Annotated in this window: 19 protein-coding genes and 1 pseudogene; 2 read left to right on the plus strand and 18 right to left on the minus strand. The window is 63.1% G+C overall.

What is annotated here, in order from left to right; translation table 11 throughout:
- Both ACYVL5_RS21915 and ACYVL5_RS21920 read left to right on the plus strand, forming a co-directional pair.
- Positions 1-121: pseudogene (locus ACYVL5_RS21915) on the plus strand (IS1595 family transposase); the annotation flags it as partial.
- 106 nt (positions 122-227) lie between these two features.
- On the plus strand, positions 228-968 hold the full coding sequence (locus ACYVL5_RS21920) for an energy transducer TonB (protein ID WP_460597700.1): 741 nt from the start codon (positions 228-230) through the stop codon (positions 966-968).
- A 3-nt stretch (positions 969-971) separates the two neighbouring features.
- Here ACYVL5_RS21920 and ACYVL5_RS21925 read toward each other — a convergent pair whose 3' ends face one another.
- The 18 genes from ACYVL5_RS21925 to ACYVL5_RS22010 all read right to left on the minus strand — a co-directional run bounded on the left by ACYVL5_RS21925 (position 972) and on the right by ACYVL5_RS22010 (position 21,174).
- Positions 972-3,029, minus strand: coding sequence for a tetratricopeptide repeat protein (locus ACYVL5_RS21925; RefSeq protein ID WP_460597701.1), 2,058 nt, complete (start codon positions 3,027-3,029; stop codon positions 972-974).
- Positions 3,030-3,089: 60 nt separating this feature from the next.
- Complete coding sequence (locus tag ACYVL5_RS21930) at positions 3,090-4,982, minus strand: transglutaminase TgpA family protein (protein ID WP_460597702.1); 1,893 nt, start codon at positions 4,980-4,982, stop codon at positions 3,090-3,092.
- Positions 4,969-5,787 carry a DUF58 domain-containing protein gene (locus tag ACYVL5_RS21935; RefSeq protein WP_460597703.1) on the minus strand — a complete coding sequence of 273 codons (819 nt, stop codon included), beginning with the start codon at positions 5,785-5,787 and terminating at the stop codon, positions 4,969-4,971. Before ACYVL5_RS21935 ends, ACYVL5_RS21930 begins: the two co-directional genes overlap by 14 nt.
- A 44-nt stretch (positions 5,788-5,831) precedes the next feature.
- The gene (locus tag ACYVL5_RS21940; RefSeq protein WP_460597723.1) at positions 5,832-6,749 is read right to left on the minus strand and encodes an AAA family ATPase; all 918 of its coding nucleotides are present in this window, start codon (positions 6,747-6,749) and stop codon (positions 5,832-5,834) included.
- Positions 6,750-7,037: 288 nt separating this feature from the next.
- Positions 7,038-7,793: a 7-carboxy-7-deazaguanine synthase QueE gene (locus ACYVL5_RS21945; protein ID WP_460597704.1), complete on the minus strand. Its 756-nt coding sequence runs from the start codon at positions 7,791-7,793 to the stop codon at positions 7,038-7,040.
- A complete protein-coding gene (gene queD, locus ACYVL5_RS21950; protein ID WP_460597705.1) occupies positions 7,786-8,154 on the minus strand; it encodes a 6-carboxytetrahydropterin synthase in 369 nt (122 codons plus the stop codon). The genes ACYVL5_RS21945 and queD overlap by 8 nt, the downstream gene beginning before the upstream one ends.
- A gap of 471 nt (positions 8,155-8,625) precedes the next feature.
- A complete protein-coding gene (locus tag ACYVL5_RS21955) occupies positions 8,626-8,982 on the minus strand; it encodes a hypothetical protein (RefSeq protein ID WP_460597706.1) in 357 nt (118 codons plus the stop codon).
- Between the two features lie 19 nt (positions 8,983-9,001).
- Complete coding sequence (locus ACYVL5_RS21960) at positions 9,002-9,613, minus strand: L-threonylcarbamoyladenylate synthase (protein ID WP_460597707.1); 612 nt, start codon at positions 9,611-9,613, stop codon at positions 9,002-9,004.
- Positions 9,614-9,616: 3 nt separating this feature from the next.
- Entirely contained in the window at positions 9,617-10,720 is a 1,104-nt protein-coding gene (locus tag ACYVL5_RS21965; RefSeq protein WP_460597708.1) for an aminopeptidase, read from the minus strand.
- 102 nt (positions 10,721-10,822) lie between these two features.
- Positions 10,823-11,263: a dUTP diphosphatase gene (gene dut, locus ACYVL5_RS21970; RefSeq protein ID WP_460597709.1), complete on the minus strand. Its 441-nt coding sequence runs from the start codon at positions 11,261-11,263 to the stop codon at positions 10,823-10,825.
- A gap of 12 nt (positions 11,264-11,275) precedes the next feature.
- Positions 11,276-12,532: a M16 family metallopeptidase gene (locus ACYVL5_RS21975; RefSeq protein ID WP_460597710.1), complete on the minus strand. Its 1,257-nt coding sequence runs from the start codon at positions 12,530-12,532 to the stop codon at positions 11,276-11,278.
- Between the two features lie 49 nt (positions 12,533-12,581).
- Positions 12,582-14,678, minus strand: coding sequence for a polyribonucleotide nucleotidyltransferase (pnp, locus tag ACYVL5_RS21980; protein WP_460597711.1), 2,097 nt, complete (start codon positions 14,676-14,678; stop codon positions 12,582-12,584).
- A 174-nt stretch (positions 14,679-14,852) separates the two neighbouring features.
- Entirely contained in the window at positions 14,853-15,119 is a 267-nt protein-coding gene (rpsO, locus tag ACYVL5_RS21985) for a 30S ribosomal protein S15 (RefSeq protein ID WP_460597712.1), read from the minus strand.
- A gap of 119 nt (positions 15,120-15,238) precedes the next feature.
- Positions 15,239-16,126, minus strand: a complete 888-nt coding sequence (gene truB / locus ACYVL5_RS21990) for a tRNA pseudouridine synthase B (RefSeq protein WP_460597713.1) — start codon at positions 16,124-16,126, stop codon at positions 15,239-15,241.
- Positions 16,126-17,094 carry a DHH family phosphoesterase gene (locus ACYVL5_RS21995; protein WP_460597714.1) on the minus strand — a complete coding sequence of 323 codons (969 nt, stop codon included), beginning with the start codon at positions 17,092-17,094 and terminating at the stop codon, positions 16,126-16,128. Before ACYVL5_RS21995 ends, truB begins: the two co-directional genes overlap by 1 nt.
- Entirely contained in the window at positions 17,075-17,434 is a 360-nt protein-coding gene (locus ACYVL5_RS22000) for a ribosome-binding factor A (protein ID WP_460597715.1), read from the minus strand. The genes ACYVL5_RS21995 and ACYVL5_RS22000 overlap by 20 nt, the downstream gene beginning before the upstream one ends.
- A gap of 215 nt (positions 17,435-17,649) precedes the next feature.
- Positions 17,650-20,580 (minus strand): translation initiation factor IF-2, encoded by a 2,931-nt coding sequence (gene infB, locus ACYVL5_RS22005; protein ID WP_460597716.1) that lies wholly within the window; start codon positions 20,578-20,580, stop codon positions 17,650-17,652.
- Positions 20,581-21,174 (minus strand): DUF448 domain-containing protein, encoded by a 594-nt coding sequence (locus ACYVL5_RS22010; RefSeq protein WP_460597717.1) that lies wholly within the window; start codon positions 21,172-21,174, stop codon positions 20,581-20,583. It abuts the gene before it with no gap.
- Positions 21,175-21,177: the final 3 nt, after the last annotated feature.

Here is a 21,177-nt window from a genome sequence, read left to right on the forward strand (position 1 = left end):
TCAGTACCGCTTTAACCGTCGTTTCGATCTTGCTGCTATGCTTCCCCGCCTCGCTGCTGCCGCTGCCCGGACTGGCAGCCGACCAGAGCGGTGGTTACGCCTAGCGGAAGATTGGCGCTAATCAGGTTTCCTTTTGGATATCTTTTCCGGAAATTTTTTGCTATAAATTGGGCTCTTACGCCGCGCAGGCAAGGCGGTCATTTAATGAGGAAGGATCTCTTCGCCCCATGGAAGACCACCTTCATGCAATGGAATTGGAGCCGGCCACTCCCCGCAGCAACTATTTCGCCGCCGGCATCGCCCTCTCGCTGATACTCCACCTGGTTTCGACCGTCATCCTCATCGGGCTCCCCAGCGGTCCCCGCGGCAGGGAGTCGATCCACTACGTCGACCTCACTCTCCCGAGCCTGACGGCTCCGGCCCCCGCAGCGGCACCCGCCGCCCCGCCGTCGTCTCCCGCCCCCCCGGCCATGGCCGAAAAGGTGGTCAGCGACGAGCCCGCGCCCCCCCAGGAAACTCCGCCTGTTGAAGCACCGAAGACCGCCACCGCTACGACTGCCGCGCCACAGACCGCCGCGCCGCCCCAGGAGCAGCGTTCCGCCACCCCCTTCGGGATGGGACTTACCAAGGGATACTTCAAGAGTTTCGGCGAGGGAGAGACCCTGAGGCCCGGGGTGAAGGAATACTTCATCGACATGCTGCAGGGGATCAACGAGAAGTGGTGGGTGGATCAGAGCCTGGACAAGATGGCGATCATGCCGGTGTTGGTTTCGGTACGGATCGCGCGTAACGGCGAGATCGTGGCGACCCAGCTGATGGCCAGCTCCGGCAACCGCCGCTACGACCGCGCGGTGCTCGCGGCCTTGCAGGCGGCCGGGCCGCTCCCGCCGCTGCCGAAGAGCTATCCGGGTGAATACTTCGAAGCACCCCTCCGCTTGGTCCCTCCCCTCAACCTGATGGCCTGGTAGGGATCAGTTCTCTTCCAGGTCGAGATCGATCACGTCCAGCGGCTCCTCCCCGGTCAGCGCGAAGAGTCTCAGCGCCACATCATGGAAGGTGGGATTGGTCGACTGCACCTCGCGGTACAACTCCACCGCCCGGTCGATCTCTCCGGTGACCTCCAGCAGGAAGGCGAGCTCATAGCAGAGGGTGATCCGCTCGGCCCGGTTGAGGACGGTGAGGGACAGGCCGCGCTCCAGGAGATCCTGGGCCTTGTCGAATTCCCCTTTTTCGCGGTGGCAGACGGCCTGCAGCGTCAGGCAGTCGAGACGGCGCTGCGGATTGGCGGCCGCCACCTCGAATTCCTTGATGGCCTGATTGAACATCCCCATCTCTTTGTAGCCGACGCCGAGGTCGTAGTGGCTTTCCAGGTCTCCCAGGTCGAGGGGCACTCCCAGGGCCGCCTGCGGGTAAATCTCGGACCAGTCGCGGGTGATGCGCTCCTCAGCCGCGTCGGTTTCCACCGGCTCAAGCGGCCCAGCCGCTTCCAGCTCCAGCGCTTCCAGCGGCTCCACCGCTTCCCGCGACTCTACCGACTCCACGGACGCCAGCGACTCTACCGACGCGAGCGACTCCACCGATTCCAGTTCGTCGAGTTCGAGCTCACCGAAGGGGGAAAGCTCCACCTCCTCCGCAGCTTCCATCGGCTCTTCCTGCCCGGCGGCCGCCTCGACCTCGGGGGATCCCTCCTGCGACCATCCTGAATCGCCGAAATCCTCCCCCTCGCCCGGAAGCTCCAGGTCGAGTTCCAACTCCGCTCCTCCCATCGAGTCATCAAAGGAGCCAGCCGGCAGCTCCTCTTCTACCGCGGCGGTCTCGGGGGTGAACGGTTCGAAAAGGGACGGGGCCTCCTGCCCATTGGCCGCCGGCTCTCCGAAGGCGGAGGGAAGCTCCTCGCCAAACGCCGAAGCAGGCTCCTCGGCAGCCGGAAGCTCCTCCGGCAGATCCAGCTCGCCGAAGGGGCTGTCGGAAGAGAAGTCGGGGAGCGAGAGCTCCATGACGGCCGGTGGCTCGGCGGCAGCAGCCTCCGGGGTGGCCTCCTCGCCGAAATCGAGGGAGAGGGGGAGATCCGCCGGGGCCTCGGCCATGGGAGCGGCAGAAACGGCGGACTCGTCGTCGAGGTCGAGCTCGATCTCCTCTTCCCACGGGAATGCTACGGTGGGAGGTACCCCCTCGGCCGCTGCGGGGGGCTCCGCTGTCTGGGGAGACGGCGGCTCGAAATAGGCGCCGGGGAGTTCGCTTTCCTCGCCCAAAGAGGCGGCAACCTCGATTGCCGGCCCCTGGTTGGCAAAGGGATCGGGCTCGGAGACGATGCCCGGGATCCCCTCGGTTTCGTTTGGCTCGCCGGCTGCGGGCGGGACGGCCACCCCTTCGTCAAGCTTTGCGCTGGCAAGCTTGCCGGCCGATTGATCAGGGAGCTCCTCCAGGGCGGCACCGGGGAAAAGCTGGGCCATCCGCTGGGAAACCTGCTGGACGGCCGCTTTATCGCCGCGCGTCCTGAGCGAGGCCAAAAGAGAGGTGAAGGCGTCCTGAGCGCCCTGCTTGTTGCCGGTGGTGAAGAGGAGCTCGGCGTGCTTGAGACGGGTGGCGGGGTGGTCGCCGTCGATCACCAGCATCTGTTCGAGGACCTTGACCGCCTCCTTCAGGGCGCCCATCTTTTCGTACTCCGCGACCACCTGGCCATACTCGGCGAAGGCGTTGCCGATCAATCCCTGCTTGTGGTTGAGGGAGGCGATCTTGAGGGCTATCTCGAGGTTTTCCGGGGAGATGCGCTGGATCTGCTTGTAGACGGCGATGGCCTTCAGGAAGTGCGAGTTTTCGGCGTAGTGCTTGCCGATATCCTCGTACTGGGCGATCGCCTCCTCCTTGCGCGAATCGCGAACGAGCAGCTCGGCAAGCTTCTGCCGGTACCTGATCTCTTTAGGTTCGAGGGCGACGACCTGCTGGTAGTCCTTGATGGCCTTGTCGAGTTGTCCCTTCAGCATGAAGCGTTGGGCGCTCTCGAGATATTTCTCTTTTTTGGAAGCCAAGATTTGTCCCGTATCTCGCAGAAATAAGGCTTGTAAACTACATCCAAAGAGGGGCCGGTGTCAAGTCGCTTCCTGCCTGATTTCGCGGATAATCTCCCTAAGTCTCGACAGTTCTCCGGCCGTTAGTTCGCGGTCGCCATAGACGGCCCCGCCGTAGAGGGCGGCGAACTCCCTGACGCGGTCATCCCCCACCGACTCGGCCAATTCGAAGAGCCCCCGCCTCCCCCCGGATGCGTCCGGATAGCGCCGAGCCAGGACCCGCAGGAAGCTGCGGAGGATCCGCTCTTCCCTCCCCACGCCCCCCCTCAGGTACCAGGTCAAAAGGAGCGCCGCCGCCCCGGCCGCTGCCGTACACCATCCTGCCACCGGGAGCACTCCGGCCGGGAGCCTGAGGTCGCGCGCCCGCACGCCGGCCGTGCGGACCAGGGAGATCTGCTTCTCAAGGTCGTAGGTGATGACCGCCTTGTTCCAGTAGAAACCGAGGGCGTCGACATACATCCTGAGCTCCCTTCCCGCACTCCTGCCGCTGGCGAAGCCGGCCGACCAGGCACTGGGATCGACGGACACCCACCCCCTACCCTCCTGGTAGGCCTCCACCCAGACATGGGCCATGTCCTCGGTCACCACGTAGTAGCCACCCATGGCGTTGTAAGTTCCCCCCCGGTACCCTCCCACCAGCCGGGCCGGCACCCCTGCCAGCCTCAGAAGGGTCGCGCAGGCCGACGCGAAGAGCTCGCAGTGGCCCCGTTTCTTGACGAAGAGGAAGGAGTCGATGGCATCGGTCCCCACCGGAAGATCGGTGGTCGCGTAGGTGAGGCGTTGGGCGCGGAAGAAATCCTCCACCAGCTTGAGCTTTTGCGCGGAGGAGCCGGCACGGGATATCTCCGCCCCTTTGCTCCTCACCCTGGCCGAGACGGTTGCGGGAAGGGCGAGATACTCCTCGCGGTCGATCCCCCCCGCCACCCTGAGGGCCCCGCTGGGAAACGATACCGCCTGGTACTTGAGCCGCCGCTCCATCGGCGCCCGGGAGACGAAGACCTGGTCTCCCGCGGCCTCGTTGCGCACCCCCGACAGGGAGGCCGGGATGTTGAGGGCCAGCAGGTAGGGATTGCGCGACGGCTCGGGATAGATCTCCTGGCTGACCGGGAGCCCCTCCCCTACCCTGATCGCCCGCTCGGCGGGAAGCGGGAGCCTGACCCATTCGTCTCCCTTGAAGCCGTTGAAGACGATCCCCCGCCAGTACAGTTGCTGCTCCGGCACCTCCCGGCAGACAGCCCGGAGCACGATCCCCTTCACGGAGGTGACCGAGGGGGCGCTCCCGGGCTTCACGCTTTCGCTGAAGCCGGTCACGGTGGCCGCCGACGGGTTCATGAAGTTCCAGAGCGGGAACTGGGTGCGGGGGAGGATCACGAACAGGAAGAGGAGCATCGGGATGGAGACCACCGGCATGAGCAAAGAGACGCTGAGCGCCTTCCCGGCCTCCCGCCGCTCCAGGGCGATCTCCGGGTCGTGGGAGTGGAAGGTCAAGACCACCAGGGAGAGGGCCAAGAGGACCAGGAGGAGGAGCAGGTAGCCCAGAAAGAGCGCCGAGAGATTGTACAGGGAGGAGGCGGCCAGGCAGAAGAGGGAGAGGGCGAAGACCTGCAGGTAGTTACGTCCGCTTCGTTCGCCGAGCATGCGTATCCCCAGGAAGACCACCAGCAGATCGGCAGTCACCTGGATCAGGTTCTGGAGCGAGAACCTGGCGGCGAAGTAGACGAAGAGGAGCACCGATACCGCGGTGACCGCCCGGGGAGGGAGCACCTTCCCCTTGCGCTGCAGGATGAGCCCCACCGCCAGCGCCGCCGGGAAGAACCAGCGGGCCGACGGGTCGATGTACGCCTGCAGGGGGAAATACCCCAGGAGGGCGATCACCACCGTCAGGATGCCGAGGACGGACTTAATCTTGACCATACAGCGCAAGCTCCGCGAGCAGTTTGAGGCGATGCGACCTCGATGTGGAGGGAGCTATCACCCGCTCCCCCAGTTTGAGCCCCACCGGGCGTCCCCCCTTGACCATCCGGTTCACGAGGTAGCAGCAAGAGGAAAGCCGCTCCTCCAGGTTCCGCCCCGGGACCCGGTCCAGTTCGAGCACGACCGGCTGGTCGGTGGTCGCGGTAAGTTCCTTCACCTTGAAGACCTCGTGCTTGGCCGACAGGCGCCAGTGGATCTGCCGCAGCGACTCCCCTCCCGTGTAATCCGAGATCTTGGCGAGTTCCCCTTCGTACCCCTTCTGCGTGCTCTCTCCAAGCTGGCCGGCGTCCGGCTTGCCGCTTCCGAAGAGGGTGCCGCAGGGGCGCGGGGTGGGAAACACGGTGAAGCTCTCGGCGACCGCGACGGTGCGGAAGCGGACGAAGAAGTTGACCGGGAAGGGGGAACTGATGCGGGCCGTCGAGATGGCGTGCCTGCCGCGCCGGTCGAAGGAGAGGAGCAGCGATCCTTGGTGGGTGCCGCGGCGATCGACCATGATGAAGGGGGCGCTGTGGCCGGCAACCGTGATGGAGACCAGGAAGGAAGGGAGGAGGCGCTTGCTGTTCTCGACCGTCACCGAGGCGAGGGTCTCCATCCCGGCGTACAGCTCGTCCGGGACCTGGAAGCGCACCGAGATGCCGCGGATGTTCATCCACCCCAAAAGCCCCGATACCGCCATGAAGGAGAGCATGGCGGAGACCACGAGGTAGAGGAGGTTATTGCCGGTGTTGACGGCGGCGATGCCCAAAAGGATGGTGGAGGCGATGTACAGGCCTCCCCCTTTGGTGAGTTTTATGTGAGGGGAATCGGTATGTCCTTCAGTATCGCGTCTAATATCTGCTCCTTGTCCACCCCTTCCTGTTCCGGGCGGAAAATCAGCCGGTGGGCGCAGACCACCCGGGCCACCTCCTTCACATCCTCAGGGGCGACGAAGGCGCGGCCGTGCAGGTAGGCCGCCGCCTTGGCGGCGTCAACGAGGCCGATCCCGCCCCGGGTGGAGATACCGGTCAGGATGAGCGGGTGGTTGCGGGTGGCCTTCATGATCGCGTAGACGTAGTCGGTCACTTTTTCGCCGATGTAGACCTTGCTACGCACCGTCTCGATCGCTTCCAGGAGATCTTCACGGCTGGCCATGGCCGGGATGTGGAGGATCTCGTCGCGGATGGAACCGTGCCTGAGGATCCCCTTCTCGGTCTCCTCGGGAGGGTAGCCGATCCCGCTTCTCATGATGAAGCGGTCCATCTGGGACTCCGGAAGCGGGTAGGTCCCGACCTGCTCGACCGGATTCTGGGTGGCCAGCACCAGGAAGGGATCGGGGAGCTGGTAGGTCACCCCCTCGACGGTCACCCGGCGCTCCTCCATGGCCTCCAAAAGGGCACTCTGGGTCTTGGGCATCGCGCGGTTGATCTCGTCGATCAGCACGATGTTGTTGAAGATGGGCCCCTTGATGAAGGTGAACTCCCCCTTGGTCCGGTCGAAGATGGAGAGCCCGGTGATATCGGAGGGTAGGAGGTCGCTCGTGCACTGTACCCGCCCGAAAGATAGGCCGAGCGCGCTGGCGAAGGCGAGTGCCATGGTGGTCTTGCCGAGGCCGGGGATGTCCTCGAGGAGGATGTGCCCCCCGGTCAAAAGCGCCATCAGGGAGAGACGCAGGGCCCTCATCTTACCCTGGAGGTGCTTGGCGACCAGGGTGTCGAGCACCGACACCATCTCGTCTCGTTTCGGTAAGTTTTCCAAAGATTAGCCTCCGGGCGGTAATCAACTCATTATACCAGAGCCGGTGAAACGTAGGAAAGGGGCGCCCCCTTTTGAGAACGCCCCCTACCCCAAAAAACTTGGAACACGGATCAAATCTGATGAAACGGATAAAGGGGGATGAAGCAACTGGCGTTCTTGCCCAGTCAACCGGTTGGAAATGTTCCCTCTTTGGTGGTTAGTCCGAATCCGCCTTTACCCGTTCCATCCGTGTCATCCGTGTTCTATCCAGGTTTACCGCCTTTATAGCTGCCCCATGAACTTGTGGGTCTGGGGAATCACCCTCACTTCCTTCAGTGGGCAGGCCAGTTCCTGGAACTCCAGCATGCGAAGGGGAGACATGGGAATGGTGCCATCGTTCAGCGTCACCGGCTGCAGGATGAGCGGGATGGCCGGATCGATCCCGGCGATCATCTCGCAGGCGCGCTGGATTTCCCAATCCTCGGTGGTCCGGTCGACGACCACCTTGACGAAAGCTTTGGCCGCCGACGCGATACGGAGAAATTCCCGGTGCTCGTCCCACAGCCCGTCACAACCGGAGGCGGAGGGGAGCTTGATGTCCATGGCCACGTAGTCCAGATGCGGCATGAGGGGCTTGAGCGCCCCGGGAAGGGTCCCGTTGGTCTCCAGGTGGATAGGGAGCAGCTTACGCAACTGGGGGAGCCACTCGGCCAGGAAGACCCCGTGGAGAAGCGGTTCGCCGCCGGTGATGCTGATCGAGTGGTGGATCCCCGGCCACCCGGCCGTCCAGCTCTCGATCAGGGTGAGCACCCGGCTGAAGCAAAGGGGGTTGGGCACCTGGAAGAAATCGCGCCGCCCCGGGGTGAGCTCGAGCTGGCAGGCGGCAGGCGGTGCGGTCATTCCGGGCGTGTCGCAGAAGGCACAGGAGAGGTTGCAGCCGGAAAAGCGGAGGAAGGCCTGCCGCACCCCCACCAGGATCCCCTCCCCCTGGATGGAGGAGAAGCATTCCACCATGGCGGCAGTGGAGTTCTTACTCATAGTAGCTTGCCGAGGCGAAATCGGATTCCCAGACGGTGACCATCTCGACCTTGACCTTGTCGCTGCCGAAGATCTTGGTGAGTTCGACGTACAGGTAGCGGGCGATGTTCTCCGACGAGGGCGAGATCTCGGAGAAGGGGGGAAGCTCGTTCAGGTATTTGTGATCGAGGGTCTTCAACAGGGCGTTGGTCTCCCGCTTGAGGACCTTGAAGTCGACGCCGAGCCCGGCCTTGTCCAGCTCGTTGGTGGTGATGGATACTTCCACCTTCCAGTTGTGGCCGTGCAGGTTCTCGCAGTCCCCCTGGTAGTTGATGAGGTTATGGGCTGCCGCGAAGGCGGTATGAATGGTGAGACGGTACATGCTTCCTCCAGCTTGTAATGAATTACGGCGATTTAGGAATATAACACGATGGCACGCCGGCTGACCAGCCTTTAGAGGCTACCCTGCTCTTCCGCAGGATGGGCAGTCCCCTGCCCACCTTTTCCGGCCGGCGGCTGGGATGTGTCAGGCCGGATGTGCCGAATCCTTGTCATGCGCGGCACACAACTCGCCATGTGCGACGTACAACTCGCCATGTGCGACGGACAACTCGTCATGTGCGACGGACAACTCGTCATGTGCGACGGACAACTCGTCATGTGCGACCGACAACTCGTCATGTGCGACCGACAACTCGTCATGTGCGACCGACAACTCGTCATGTGCGACCGACAACTTGTCATGTGCGACCGACAACTTGTCATGTGCGACCGACAACTTGTCATGTGCGACCGACAACTTGTCATGTGCGACCGACAACTTGTCATGTGCGACCGACAACTTACACCCAACTTAGATGGTGATGGTTTCACCTTGCTGCAGGGGTGCCGCGGCAGGCGGGGTGGTGAAGGAGTTGTAGACCAACACGAAGAAGAGAACGACGAGGGAAATCAGCAGAAGGAAGGCAGGCGCGAGTTTCACTTTCCGCTCGCCCACATCTCGTTGCACGAAACCAAGCACCGCAACCAGTATCCCCCACCCGGCGCACATCCCGCCGACGAAGAAGCCGAGGAAGGTCAGCCTCGCCTCGTCCGCCATCCCCAGGAAGAGAAGATCGGAAACCTGGGCCGAAAAGAAGGTGGCAACGAGGATAAGGGCGATACCGGTGGCTATGAACCGGAGTCCGCTCCGGACGATTACTCTGCGCATGATCCTAGTATAACAGTGCTCAACGCTCAGCCCAACTGACGTCCCCAACCCCTTTACGGAGCACCTCGGGGACATCGCCTATGAGGCTCACCACGGAGCTGACGTCGGCAGTGAGCTCGCCGCCGTCGACCACGATGTCAAGCTGTTTCCCCAAATCGGCCTCTACCTGCCAGGGGTGCCCGATGGGATCTTCGCCGGAAAGGTTGGCGCTGGTGGTGACGATGGGGGAGCCGAGCGCCTGGACGATGGAGAGGCAGATCCTGTTGTCGGGGATCCGGATACCGACCGTCCGCTGCTTGGTCAAAAGGAGGTCGGGAACAATGGAGTTCGCCTCCAGGACGAAGGTGTACGGGCCGGGAAGGAGCCGGCGCATCAGTTTGAACGCGTAGTTGCTCACCCTCGCATAGCGGGCGATTTCGGAGAGGTCGGTGCAGATGAAGGAAAAGGGCTTCTTGCGGTCGCGCTGCTTGATGAGGTAGATCCGCTCCACCGCTTTCTTGCTGAAGATACTGCAGCCGATCCCATAGGTGGTGTCGGTTGGATAGGCAACGACGCCATCCTTTTTCAGGGTCTCGACCACCTTCTCGATCAGCCTCGGCTGCGGATTTTGTGGGTTTATCTCCAGCAGCATGACTTACTCCGCGGGATTGAGCCCCAGAAGGGGCTCGTGGACGAAACGGCCGTCCTTCTGGATCAGGATGTCGTCGAACCAGAGCTCCCCGTCGCCGACCAGGATCTTCACCATGTCCCAGTGGACCGCGGAACGGTTGCCGTTGTCGCACTCGTCGTAGGCCTGGCCCGGTGTGAAGTGGATGGAGCCGAAGATCTTCTCGTCGAAGAGGATGTTACGCATCGGGACCCGGATGCTCGGGTTGACGCCGATGGCGAACTCGCCCACGTAGCGAGCCCCCTCGTCGGTGTCGAGGATGCGGTTCAGTTCCGCGTCCATCCCCGGGGAAGTGGCCTTGACGATCTTACCCTTCTCGAACTCGAGGCGGACGTTGTTGAACTCCTTCCCCTGGTAGACGGTCGGGCAGTTGTAGGTGATGTACCCTTCCACCGAGTCGCGCACCGGGGCCGAAAAGACCTCGCCGTCCGGAATGTTGAGGCGGCCGTCGCACTTGATGCCCGGGAGCCCCTTCAGGCTGAAGGAGAGGTTCGTGTCGCTCGCGATGATGCGGACCCGGTCGGCGGCGTCCATGCACGCCTTCAGCGCGTCCTGCTTCTTCGACTCCGCCTCCCAGTCCATGCAGGTGGCCGCGAAGAGGTAGTCCGCGTACTCGTCGAGGCTCATGCGCGCCTCCTGGGCGGCGCCGTGGGTCGGGTAGCGGGTGATCACCCAGCGGGTGTGCTTGACCCGCTGGTCGACGATCGGGCGCACCTTCTTGGACCAGGCGATCATGCTGGCCTGGTTGGCCTGGGCCATGACCATGGAGTTATCCGAGGCGGTGAGGCCGATGAAGACGGTCACCTTCTTCATGAACTCAAGCTTGTGCTCGGGGAAGTAGGAGAGCTGCTCCCCGCTCGCCTTATTGAAGAAGTAGCGGTTGATATCGGGAGAGGTGAACTCGTACTCGACGTAGGCGGCCCCCTTCTCGATACAGAGGGCGTAGATCTCCTTCACCAGGGGTGCCGCCTCGAAACCGGAGGCGGAGATCAGCACGACGTCGCCCGGTTCCACCCGGGTCGAGTAGTTGACGAGGACTTCTGCTAACTGCCTGTTGCGTGGATCTTTCATGCCGCTACCCCCATCTGGTTGTTAGGCTTGGGTTGACGCATAACATCTACATTTTAATCTAAGAAGGGGTCAAGGTAAATGGTTCATTAGCCGGACGCTGCGCTACCTTCCCGTGTGGCCGAAACCGCCGTTGCCGCGGCCGGTCTCGCCCAGCTCACCCACCTCGACGAACTCGGCCCGCTCGCACCTGGCGAAGACCAACTGGGCGATCCGCTCCCCGTCGTTCACGGTGAACGGCTCGTTGCCAAGGTTGATCAGGATCACACCCACCTCGCCCCGGTAATCGGCGTCGATGGTACCGGGAGAATTCACCAGCGCGATCCCGTGGCGAAGCGCCAGCCCGCTTCTCGGCCTAACCTGCGCCTCGTACCCGGGAGGGATCTCCAGGGCGAGCCCGGTCGGGACCAGCGCGCGCTCACCCGGCTTGAGGGTGAAGGGAGCGTCGAGCGCGGCGTGCAGGTCCACGCCGGCCGCATGTTCGGTCTGGTAACTCGGGATGGAGGTCTCCCTGAGCTTTTTTATGCGGACAGTGAGGCTGGTCATGGGATCTCGATTCTATACGTTGATCTGCGCGGGGACGAACTGCGAGGGGTTCACCCTTCCCAGCATTACCAGCGTGAGGGCTGAATTGTCGAGGATGTTGTTGGCGAGGGCCTGGATACTCTGTGAGCTGACCGCATCGAAGCCGTCCATGATGTCGGTCAGCAGCAGCGGCGCGCCGAAGTAGATCTCGTTCTTGGCCAGGCGCGACATCCGGTTGTCGCTCGATTCGAGCGACAAAAGGAGGTTCCCCTTGAGCTGGTCGCGGGCGGCGTCCAGCTGGCAAAGGGTGACCGGCTCATCCTTGAACCGGCGAAGCTCGCGAAGCAGGATGTCGAGCAGCTCCTCGCTGTTCTCCGGGCTGGCGCCCGCGTAAACGACCAGCGAGCCGGCGTCGGCGTGGGAGGCCAGGTAGGAGTAGACCGAGTAGGCGAGCCCGCTCTTCTCGCGGACCTCCTGAAACAGTCGCGAGCTCATCGACCCGCCCAAAATGGCATTGAGGATGAAGGCGTCGTAGCGCTCCGGCGCGTTCTGCTGCACCCCCTTGAGACCCAGGCAGACGTGGACCTGCTCCAGGTCCTTCTCGGTGATCACGAAGCGGCGCTCGTAAACGGGAAGCGGATTTTCCACCCGCCCGGAGCCGGAGGGAAGGGCGCGGAGGTGCTGCTCCACGAGCGATACCAGTTCCTCGTGGGTGAGGTTGCCGGCCGCCGAGACGATGATGTCGTCGCCGCGATACATCCGCTCCTTGTAGCCCACGATGGCATCCCGGGTGAGGCCTCCGACGCTGTCGGCATCGCCGAGAATGGACATCCCCAGCGGGTGCCCCATCCAGAATTGCTGATGGAAGATGTCGTGGATCAGGTCGTCCGGGGTGTCCTCCATCATGTTGATCTCCTGGAGCACCACGCGGCGTTCCTTTTCGATCTCTTCGGGGTCGAAGGTTGAATGGAGGAAGATGTCGGTCAAGAGATCGACGGCGTTGGGGAGGAACTTGTCCAGCACTTTCGCGTAGTAACAGACGTACTCGCGGCTGGTGAAGGCGTTGAGCACCCCGCCCACCGAGTCGATCTCGCGGGCGATGTCCAGGGCGCTTCTCCGTTCCGTTCCTTTGAAGAGGAGGTGTTCGATGAAGTGGGCGACGCCATTCAGCTCCCGCCGTTCGTGGCGGGAGCCGTTGGCAACCCAAATTCCGATGGAGACTGAGCTGGCGTACGGTATCCGCTCAGTGATAACGCGGATACCGTTTTCGAGTAGGGACTTTTTTATCATGGCTAAAACTATACCGTGAAAGTCGTGAAGCGCCAGCGGGCGGGAGATTTTACTCCTCGGTGAAAGTGGCGCCCAGCGCCTCTTTACGGGAGAGCTTGATCTTGCCCTGCTTGTCGATACCGATGCACTTGACCAGCACGCGGTCACCTTCGTTGAGGACGTCGGTGACGTTTTTCACGCGCTCGGTGTCGAGCTCGGAGATGTGGACGAGGCCGTCGGTGCCCGGGAAGATTTCGACGAAAGCGCCGAATTCCATGATCTTCTTCACGGTCCCCATGTAGAGCTTCCCTTCCTCGGCCTCGGCGGTGAGGTTACGGATCATCTTGATGGCGAGATCGCAGGCTTCCTTGTTGGTGGAAGCGATGTTGATCTTGCCGGTATCCTCGATGTCGATCGAGACGCCGGTGGCCTCGGTGACCGAGCGGATGTTCTTGCCGCCGGAACCGATGACGTCGCGGATCTTGTCGACCTTGACCCAGATGGTGGTGATGCGCGGAGCGAAGGCGGAGAGATCGGCACGCGGCTTCTCGATGGTCTTCGCCATTTCGCCGAGGATGTGGAGACGCCCCTGCTTGGCCTGGGCGAGCGCCGCCTGCATGATCTCGCGGGTCACGCCGCCGATCTTGATGTCCATCTGCAGGGCGGTGACGCCGTCGGCGGTACCGGCAACCTTGAAGTCCATGTCGCCCAGGTGGTCTTCGTCACCGAGGATGTCGGAGAGGATGGCGAACTCGTCGCCTTCCTTGATGAGGCCCATGGCGATACCGGCCACCGGCGCCTTGATCGGGATACCGGCGTCCATCATGGAAAGGGCACCGCCGCAGACAGTGGCCATGGAGGAGGAGCCGTTACTCTCGGTGATGTCGGAGACGATGCGGATGGTGTAGGGGAAGTCGTCATGCTTCGGGAGCACCTGCTGCAGGGCGCGCTCGGCGAGCATGCCGTGGCCGATTTCGCGGCGGCCCGGAGCCAGGCGGAAGCTGGTCTCGCCGACGGAGTACGGCGGGAAGTTGTAGTGGAGCAGGAACTTCTTGCGGGAATCTCCGTAGAGCGAGTCGATGCGCTGCTCGTCGACCGAGGTGCCGAGGGTGGCGGCCACGATGGCCTGGGTCTCGCCGCGGGTGAAGAGGGCGGAACCGTGGGCGCGCGGCAGAAGGCTCACCTCGGTGGAAATGGCGCGGATGGTCTTGGTATCGCGGCCGTCGATACGCTCGCCGTCCTTGATGATGTGCTCGCGGACCAGGTCGTACTCGAAGTCTTCCATGAAGGACTTCACTTCCTTCTCGGAATCCGGGTAGTCAGCGGCCACGGCAGCGACGGCTTCGGCGGTGATGGCGTCGATGACGTCGTGGCGCTCCATCTTGCTCTTGATGCGGACCGCTTCCTTCATCTTGTCGTAGGCGAGCGCCTTGACCTTGGCTTTGAGCTCCTCGTTCACCACCGGCGGGGCGATGACGCGCTTGGGGGTGCCGACCTTGGCGGCCAGCTCTTCCTGGGCGGCCAGGATCGGCTGCACGGCGGCGTGGCCGAAGAAGATGGCTTCCAGAAGGTCGTTCTCGGAAACCTCGGCGGCGGAGCCTTCCACCATCAGGATGGCGTCCTTGCTGGCGGCGATCACGATCTCCATGTCGCTCTTCTCTTCCTGCTCTGCGGTCGGGTTAGCGATCAGCTGGCCGTCGACGCGGCCGACCTTGACGCCGGCGATCGGGCCGGCGAAGGGAACGTCGGAGACCATCAGTGCCGCGGAGGCGCCGATCATGGAGAGGATGCCCGGATCGTGGTCCTTGTCGGCCGACATGACGGTCGCCATGATCTGGGTGTCGTTCAGGAAGTTTTCCGGGAAAAGCGGCCTGATCGGGCGGTCGATGAGACGGCAGGTGAGGGTCTCGTTATCGGAGGGACGCCCCTCGCGTTTGAAGAAGGAGCCGGGGATGCGGCCGCCTGCGTAGGCCTTCTCCTGGTAGTTGACGGTGAGCGGGAAGAAGCCCTGCCCTTCCTTGGCGGTCTTCATGGCCACCGCGGTGACGAGCACCATGGTGTCGCCGCTCTTGATCATGACGGCGCCCGACGCCTGCTTGGCGATCTTGCCGGTTTCGATGGTGATGGTCTTGCCGCAGCATTCTGCCTGTACTGTGTGTTGTGCCATTAAACGGCCTCCTGATTGGTTCTTGAGGTTGGTGTTGGGGCCGCCGATAAAGGGGTCCTGAAGGGCACGAGCAGGACGCTTTTATCCACGCCCCCAACAAAGAGAAAAGGGCACTAAGGCCCTTGCGAAAAAAAGAGGAAAGGCAATATACCCGTGGAGGTATACTGCCTTCTGTTACCTTCTGATACCGAGTTTCTCGATGATCGCTTTGTACCTGTCGACGTCTTTCTTCTTCAGATAGTCAAGCAGACCCCTTCTCTGACCGACTATCTTCAACAGACCGCGACGGCTGTGGTGATCCTTCTTGTGCACTTTGAAGTGCTCGGTGAGATACGTGATTCGCTCGGAGAGAATCGCGATCTGCACTTCCGGAGACCCAGTGTCGGAGTCATGCAGCTTATGAGCAGAGATGATTTCCTGTTTCTTATCGGTTGCCAGCATTTACTTCCACCTCCTTCCACGTACAAATTTGTTATGTCTGCGCCGCGATCGTATAAATCGCGGAAAGATCAGCATCCCCCATGTTTAACACAAAAACAGCTACCTGTAAAGGATAATAGCTAGTTAAAGACCCTTAACAGCCGAACCCTTCTGCCAGCCGTCCACTCCCCTACTGCCGCGAACCGCTCCCCCTGATACAGTCGCACCTTCTGCCCGATAGTGAGCATGGGGGTGCCGGCGGCAAAATCCTCCTCGGTGGGGGCTACGCCGTGGGAAACCTTCCTCCCCCCCTCGTCGGTCAACGGGAACACGGGGAGATGGGCGAGCGCCTCGTCAAGCGGGATCAGGAGCGATGCCTGGTCGCTCGCGGCGGCCAACTCCTCGACGCTGATGGCGCGGGCTTCCTCGAAGAGACCGCTCCTCAGGCGCCGAAGCGACAAAAGGTGCGCGCCGCAGCCAAGCGCCTCGCCCATGTCGCACGCCAGCGTGCGTACGTAGGTCCCGCGCGAGCAGCGGACGGTGAAGCAGGCCTCGGGAAGCCTGATCCAGTCGAAGGTGAGCGAGTGGATCTCGATCTCGCGGGTCTCCCGCTCGATCTCCACCCCCTTGCGGGCAAGCTTGTAAAGCGGCACCCCGTCACGCTTCAGGGCCGAGAACATGGGCGGCAGCTGGTGGATCCGGCCGAGAAACCTGGGCACGAGCTGCTCCAGCTCTTCCGGCCCAAGATGCGACCAGTCGCGCTCGGCGATCACGGTGCCGGTCAGGTCCTGGGTGTCGGTGGCGATACCGAGCCTGAGGACCGCGCGGTACTCCTTCTCGGACTCGTCCAGGAACTGGATGGCCTTGGTCCCCTCCCCCACCGCGACCGGCAAAACCCCGGTGGCGAAGGGATCCAGGGTGCCGGTATGGCCGACCTTCTTCTGGCCGATGGCGCGCCTCACCTTGGAGACGACGTCATGGGAAGAGACGCCCACCCCTTTATCGATCACGAAAAAGCCGTTGAGCATCAGCGCATCTGTTCCAGTCGCTCAAAGACCTGCTGCTTGACCTCGGCGAGGGTACCCTTGACGGTGCACCCGGCTGCGTTGTGGTGCCCGCCCCCGCCGAAGGAGGCGGAAACGGCGGCCACGTTGATCTTTCCCTTGGACCGGAAACCGACCTTGAAGAGATTCTCCTCGATCTGGCGGAAGAAGAGCGCCACCTCCACCCCCCTGATCGAGCGCGGGTAGTTGATGAAGCGGTCGGTATCTTCCGCGGTCGCGCCGGTACGCTCGTACATGTCGAGGGTGACCGTCACCGAGGCGTACTCGCCGCTCGTCGAGATGGTCAGGTCGGAGAGGGCGAGGGCCAAAAGGGAGATCCGCTGCCTCGGCTCGCTCTCGTAGAGGTTCTCGTTCACGTGCCAGGCGTTGACCCCTTTGGAGATCATCTCGCCGGCGATGGCAAAGGCCTCCGGATTCGAGTTGGAGTAGTGGAAGCTCCCGGTATCGCTCAGGATGGCGGTGTAGATGCAGAGAGCGGTCGGGTAGTCGACCTCGTCCCCGCACTCCTTGATGATCCGGTAGATGAGGGCGGCCGTGGCGCTCGCGGTCGGATCGATCACGTTGCAGACGCCGAAGCTCTCGCACCCCAGGTGGTGGTCGACGTTGATGAAACGCCGGATCCGGGTGGAGGTGGTGATGGCTTTCCCGGCGCGCCTGAACTCACCCACGTCGAGCACGAAGCAGACCTCGAAGTCGCGGTCGGGGAGCTCGGACAAGACGTCCTTTGCCATGGGGAGGAACATGCAGCTGGCAGGAACGGGATCTTGAAGATAGATGGTGACGTCCTTGCCCCGGGAGGTTAAGTAGTTGGCAAGGGCAAGGGTGGAACCGACCGCGTCCGGGTCGGGACTTTCATGGCTGGTGATCAGGAAACTGGAGTTGTTTGCAATCTCGGCCGCGATGGCCGCCATCTCAGTTTTCGTCGCCGTCATCCGTGGTCCCTATCTCCTTGAGGATCTGTTCGATATGCTGCCCGTACTCTACCGAGGTGTCGTACTTGAACTGCACCTCCGGGATGAATCTCATCATGAGCTCGTGGCCGAGCTCCTTCCGGATGAATCCCTTGGCGCTGTTCAACCCGGCTTCGGTGTTCTTCTTCTCCTGGTCGGACCCGATCACGGTGAAGTAAACGGTGGCCTGGCGCATGTCGGTTGTGAGCTTGACGCCCGTGATGGTGACGAACCCGATACGGGGATCTTTGAGACCCTTGATCAATAGTTCGGAGATTATCTTGTGGATCTGCTCGGCTACTTTATCTGAACGCTTAACCATTGCTTGCTTACTCTCTCATTATAACAAAGCCTCGCTGACTCGCCGGCCTGAGGCCACTGTCGACTTGCGAAGCCCCGTTCTTACTCTCCCCCCCTTGTCAAAGGGGGGCCGGGGGGGATTTGCCTCATCGGCGGTCGGGTTGCCTCCATCGGAAGAGGCAAATCCCCCTAAATCCCCCTTTGACAAGGGGGACTTAGGAAGACAAGGTGACGCCCTTACAGCTTGGTGGCGACCTTCTCCATCTCGTAGCACTCGATGATGTCGCCGACCTTGAGGTCGTTGTAGTTCTCGATCGACATACCGCACTCGTAGCCGGTGGCGACTTCCTTGACGTCGTCCTTGAAGCGGCGGAGGCTGGCGAGCTTTCCTTCGTGGATGACCACGTTGTCCCGGAGCAGGCGGACCAGGGCGTTCCTGACGATCTTGCCGTCGGTGACGTAGGAGCCGGCGACGGTGCCGTGTTTGGGCACCTGGAAGGTTTCCCTGACCTCGGCGCGGCCGAGCGCCTTCTCCCTGAAGGTCGGCTCGAGGAGGCCTTCCATGGCCTTCTTGATGTCGTCCACCGCGTCGTAGATGATGTTGTAGAGACGGATGTCGACCCCTTCCTTCTCGGCCAGGGCCTGGGCCTTGACCTCCGGACGGACGTTGAAGCCGAGGATGATGGCGTTGGAGGCGGAAGCCAGGTTGACGTCGGTCTCGGTGATGGCGCCGACCGAGGCGTGCAGCACGTTGAGGCGGACGGCATCGGTGGTGAGCTTCTTGAGAGACTCGGCCACCGCTTCCACGGAGCCCTGCACGTCGCCCTTGACGATGGTGTTGAGGTCCTTGACCTCGCCCTTCTGGATCTTCTCGTAGAGCTGCTCCAGGGAGAGCTTGCTGCTCTTGGCGAGTTCCGCCTCGCGCAGCTTGGCCTGGCGGTGGTTGGCGATCTCCTTGGCCTGCTTCTCGTCGGCCAGGGCCACGAAGACGTCACCGGCATCGGGCACACCGGTGAAGCCGATGACCTCGACAGGCATGGCGGGACCTGCGGACTGCACCTTCTCGCCGCGGTTGTTCTGCATGGCGCGGACGCGGCCGTAGTGGACGCCGGCCACGAAGTAGTCGCTCCCCTTGAGGGTACCCTCCTGGACGAGGACGGTGGCCACCGGGCCGCGCCCCTTGTCGAGCTTGGCCTCGACGATGGTGCCGCGGGCCGGTTTGTTCGGGTTGGCCTTGAGCTCGAGGACGTCCGCCTGGAGGAGGACCATCTCGAGGAGCTCTTCGAGGTTGATCCGCTTCTTGGCGGACACTTCCACGAAGATGGTATCGCCGCCCCACTCTTCCGAGACCAGGCCGAACTCCATCAGCTCCTGCTTGACCTTGCTCGGGTTGGCATCGGGCTTGTCGATCTTGTTGATGGCGATGATGATCGGCACCCCGGCAGCCTTAGAGTGGTTGATCGCCTCGCGGGTCTGCGGCATGACGCCGTCGTCGGCGGCCACCACCAGGATGACGATGTCGGTGACCTTGGCACCCCTGGCGCGCATCGCGGTAAAGGCCTCGTGACCCGGGGTATCGAGGAAGGTGATTTTGCGGCCGTTCAACTCGACGTCGTAGGCGCCGATGTGCTGGGTGATCCCCCCCGCCTCGCCGGCGATGACGTTGGTCTCGCGGATGGCGTCGAGGAGCGAGGTCTTACCGTGGTCGACGTGACCCATGATGGTGACGACCGGCGGACGCTTCTGGAGGGACTCCGGTGCATCCGGCTCGGCCTCCAGCATCTCGTCCACGTCGAGCGCCACGTTTTCGATCTCGTAGCCGAAGTCGGTGGCCAGGATGGTCGCGGTGTCGAAATCGAGCGGATGGTTGATGGTGGCCATGACCCCCATCTTCATCAGGGCGCGGATGAGGTCGGTAGCCTTGATCCCCATCCTCTTGGCCAGTTCGCCGACGGTGATCGACTCGCTGATCTTGATGATCCTCTTGATGGCCTTAGGCACCGTGATCTCGGTCTTCTTGCCGATCTGGACCTTCTCGACCCCTTTACGCTTACCCTTGCCGGAGCGGGGGCCGGGTTCGAAGATCCGCTCGCGCTTGTCGAGCAGATCCGGCTTTTTGAAAGCCTCCTTCTTCCCTTTGCCGGCAGGGCCTTTTTTACCCTTGGCAAAATCGGTGACACCGCCACCGCCGCCGGGGGCGGGGGCCGGTGCGCCCTTTCTACCCTTGCGGCGATCATCCATGGCGGCCCCGGTATCGATGGGGCCCAGCGGAGCCGGACGATCGGGACGGGTCGACGGACCGCCGGACGGGCGCTCGCCGGGACGGCCTTGGCCGGGGCGCGGAGCGGGACGCTCGGTGCCGGGGCGCTCGACGCCGCGCGGCATGCCGGGACGGGGAGCCGGGCGCTCGCCGGTGGCCGGGCGCTGCTGATACTCCCGGCGCTCGGGGCGCTGGGCGGGAATGGGAATCTCCACGCGGCCGAGGATCCTCGCCTTGGTGGGGGTCGCCCTCTCCTCCTCCGGTTTTGCGGCGGGAGCCGGAGCGGCAGCGGCCGAAGCCGCGGCAGGGGCTGTTTCCGCCTTGGGAGCCTCGGGAGCCGGGACTTTCGTCGCGGGGGCGGCAGGGGCAGCTTCGGCCTTGGGAGCCTCGGGAGCCGGAGCCTTCGAGGGCTCGACGGCGGCCTTGGGGGCCTCCTTGGCGGGCTCGGCGGCGGCCGGAGCCGGGGCCGGCTTCTCCTTCTCGGCCGGTGCGGCCGGGGCAGCCGGGGCGGCGGCCTTCACCACCTGGGGAGCGGGTTCGATGATGCGGGCCCGCGGTGCGGCCGGACGCTCGATGATCTTGGCGGCGGGGGCCTCCTCGACCTTCGGTGCCGGGACCGGCTCCGGTGCGGCAGCGACCTCGGGCGGAGCTTCAGCCGGGGCGGCCTCGGGTGCCGGCTCGGCAGGCTTGGCAGGACGGCGACGGATCAGGGTCGCCTTGACCCTGACTTCCTCCTGGGAAACCTCTTTGTGGGCGGCCTGCGCAGGGGCGGTCAGTGCCTTCACATCGGCATCATCAATAACAGCCATGTGGGTCTTGACGTCACGACCCATTTCTGCCAGTCGCGCCATGACCTCCTTGTTATCGACCCCCAACTGCTGAGCTATTTCATATACGCGTTTGCTCATCTACTCACGCTCCTCCTCAAAGAAGTTCCTGTACTTTTCAATTTCCGAACTTATAGACGCCACGAACCCGCTCTGCAAAACCAGAGCAACCGTCCGCATCTCTTTTCCTACCAGGGCCCCCATCCGCTCCTTGTCGAAGAGCGAGATGACCGGAATCCCTTTCGCCTTGGCCGATCCCCGGAACCGCTCGCCGATATCGGCCGAGATGTCGGTGGCCACGAAGAGGATGCCAGCCTCCCCTTTTTTCAACCGCTCGGAGACCTGGTCCGATCCCGAGACGATCTTTGCTCCCTTGTTGGCGAGCGAGATGTAGGAGGCGATCCGTTCCACGAGCCGCTCCCCCACCTGCTTGACCAGCGCCTCGGCATCGGCGCCGAGCACCTCGCCCTTGAATCCGCGGGCGAACTGCTTCTTCTGGGCGGCGAGCCTGACACAGCTCGCCTTCATGCAGGTGTACGCGCCGCGCCCGGGAAGCTTTTGCTGCAGGTCCGGAACGAGGGTCCGGTCCGGGGCCAGCACGAAGCGGAGCAGGCTCCCCTTGTCCTTGGGCTCCCGGCAGGCCAGGCAGCTTCTCTCGGGAGTGGCCTTGGGCATGGT

It is taken from the genome of Geomonas sp. Red276, assembly GCF_054784495.1.

Coding starts and splice junctions, on each gene's coding strand:
- ACYVL5_RS21920 (WP_460597700.1), top strand. CDS start 228: ATGGAAGACCACCTTCATGCAATGGAATTGGAGCCGGCCACTCCCCGC.
- ACYVL5_RS21930 (WP_460597702.1), bottom strand. CDS start 4,982: ATGGTCAAGATTAAGTCCGTCCTCGGCATCCTGACGGTGGTGATCGCC.
- ACYVL5_RS21940 (WP_460597723.1), bottom strand. CDS start 6,749: ATGGTGTCGGTGCTCGACACCCTGGTCGCCAAGCACCTCCAGGGTAAG.
- ACYVL5_RS21945 (WP_460597704.1), bottom strand. CDS start 7,793: ATGAGTAAGAACTCCACTGCCGCCATGGTGGAATGCTTCTCCTCCATC.
- queD (WP_460597705.1), bottom strand. CDS start 8,154: ATGTACCGTCTCACCATTCATACCGCCTTCGCGGCAGCCCATAACCTC.
- ACYVL5_RS21955 (WP_460597706.1), bottom strand. CDS start 8,982: ATGCGCAGAGTAATCGTCCGGAGCGGACTCCGGTTCATAGCCACCGGT.
- ACYVL5_RS21960 (WP_460597707.1), bottom strand. CDS start 9,613: ATGCTGCTGGAGATAAACCCACAAAATCCGCAGCCGAGGCTGATCGAG.
- ACYVL5_RS21965 (WP_460597708.1), bottom strand. CDS start 10,720: ATGAAAGATCCACGCAACAGGCAGTTAGCAGAAGTCCTCGTCAACTAC.
- dut (WP_460597709.1), bottom strand. CDS start 11,263: ATGACCAGCCTCACTGTCCGCATAAAAAAGCTCAGGGAGACCTCCATC.
- ACYVL5_RS21975 (WP_460597710.1), bottom strand. CDS start 12,532: ATGATAAAAAAGTCCCTACTCGAAAACGGTATCCGCGTTATCACTGAG.
- pnp (WP_460597711.1), bottom strand. CDS start 14,678: ATGGCACAACACACAGTACAGGCAGAATGCTGCGGCAAGACCATCACC.
- rpsO (WP_460597712.1), bottom strand. CDS start 15,119: ATGCTGGCAACCGATAAGAAACAGGAAATCATCTCTGCTCATAAGCTG.
- truB (WP_460597713.1), bottom strand. CDS start 16,126: ATGCTCAACGGCTTTTTCGTGATCGATAAAGGGGTGGGCGTCTCTTCC.
- ACYVL5_RS21995 (WP_460597714.1), bottom strand. CDS start 17,094: ATGACGGCGACGAAAACTGAGATGGCGGCCATCGCGGCCGAGATTGCA.
- ACYVL5_RS22000 (WP_460597715.1), bottom strand. CDS start 17,434: ATGGTTAAGCGTTCAGATAAAGTAGCCGAGCAGATCCACAAGATAATC.
- infB (WP_460597716.1), bottom strand. CDS start 20,580: ATGAGCAAACGCGTATATGAAATAGCTCAGCAGTTGGGGGTCGATAAC.
- ACYVL5_RS22010 (WP_460597717.1), bottom strand. CDS start 21,174: ATGCCCAAGGCCACTCCCGAGAGAAGCTGCCTGGCCTGCCGGGAGCCC.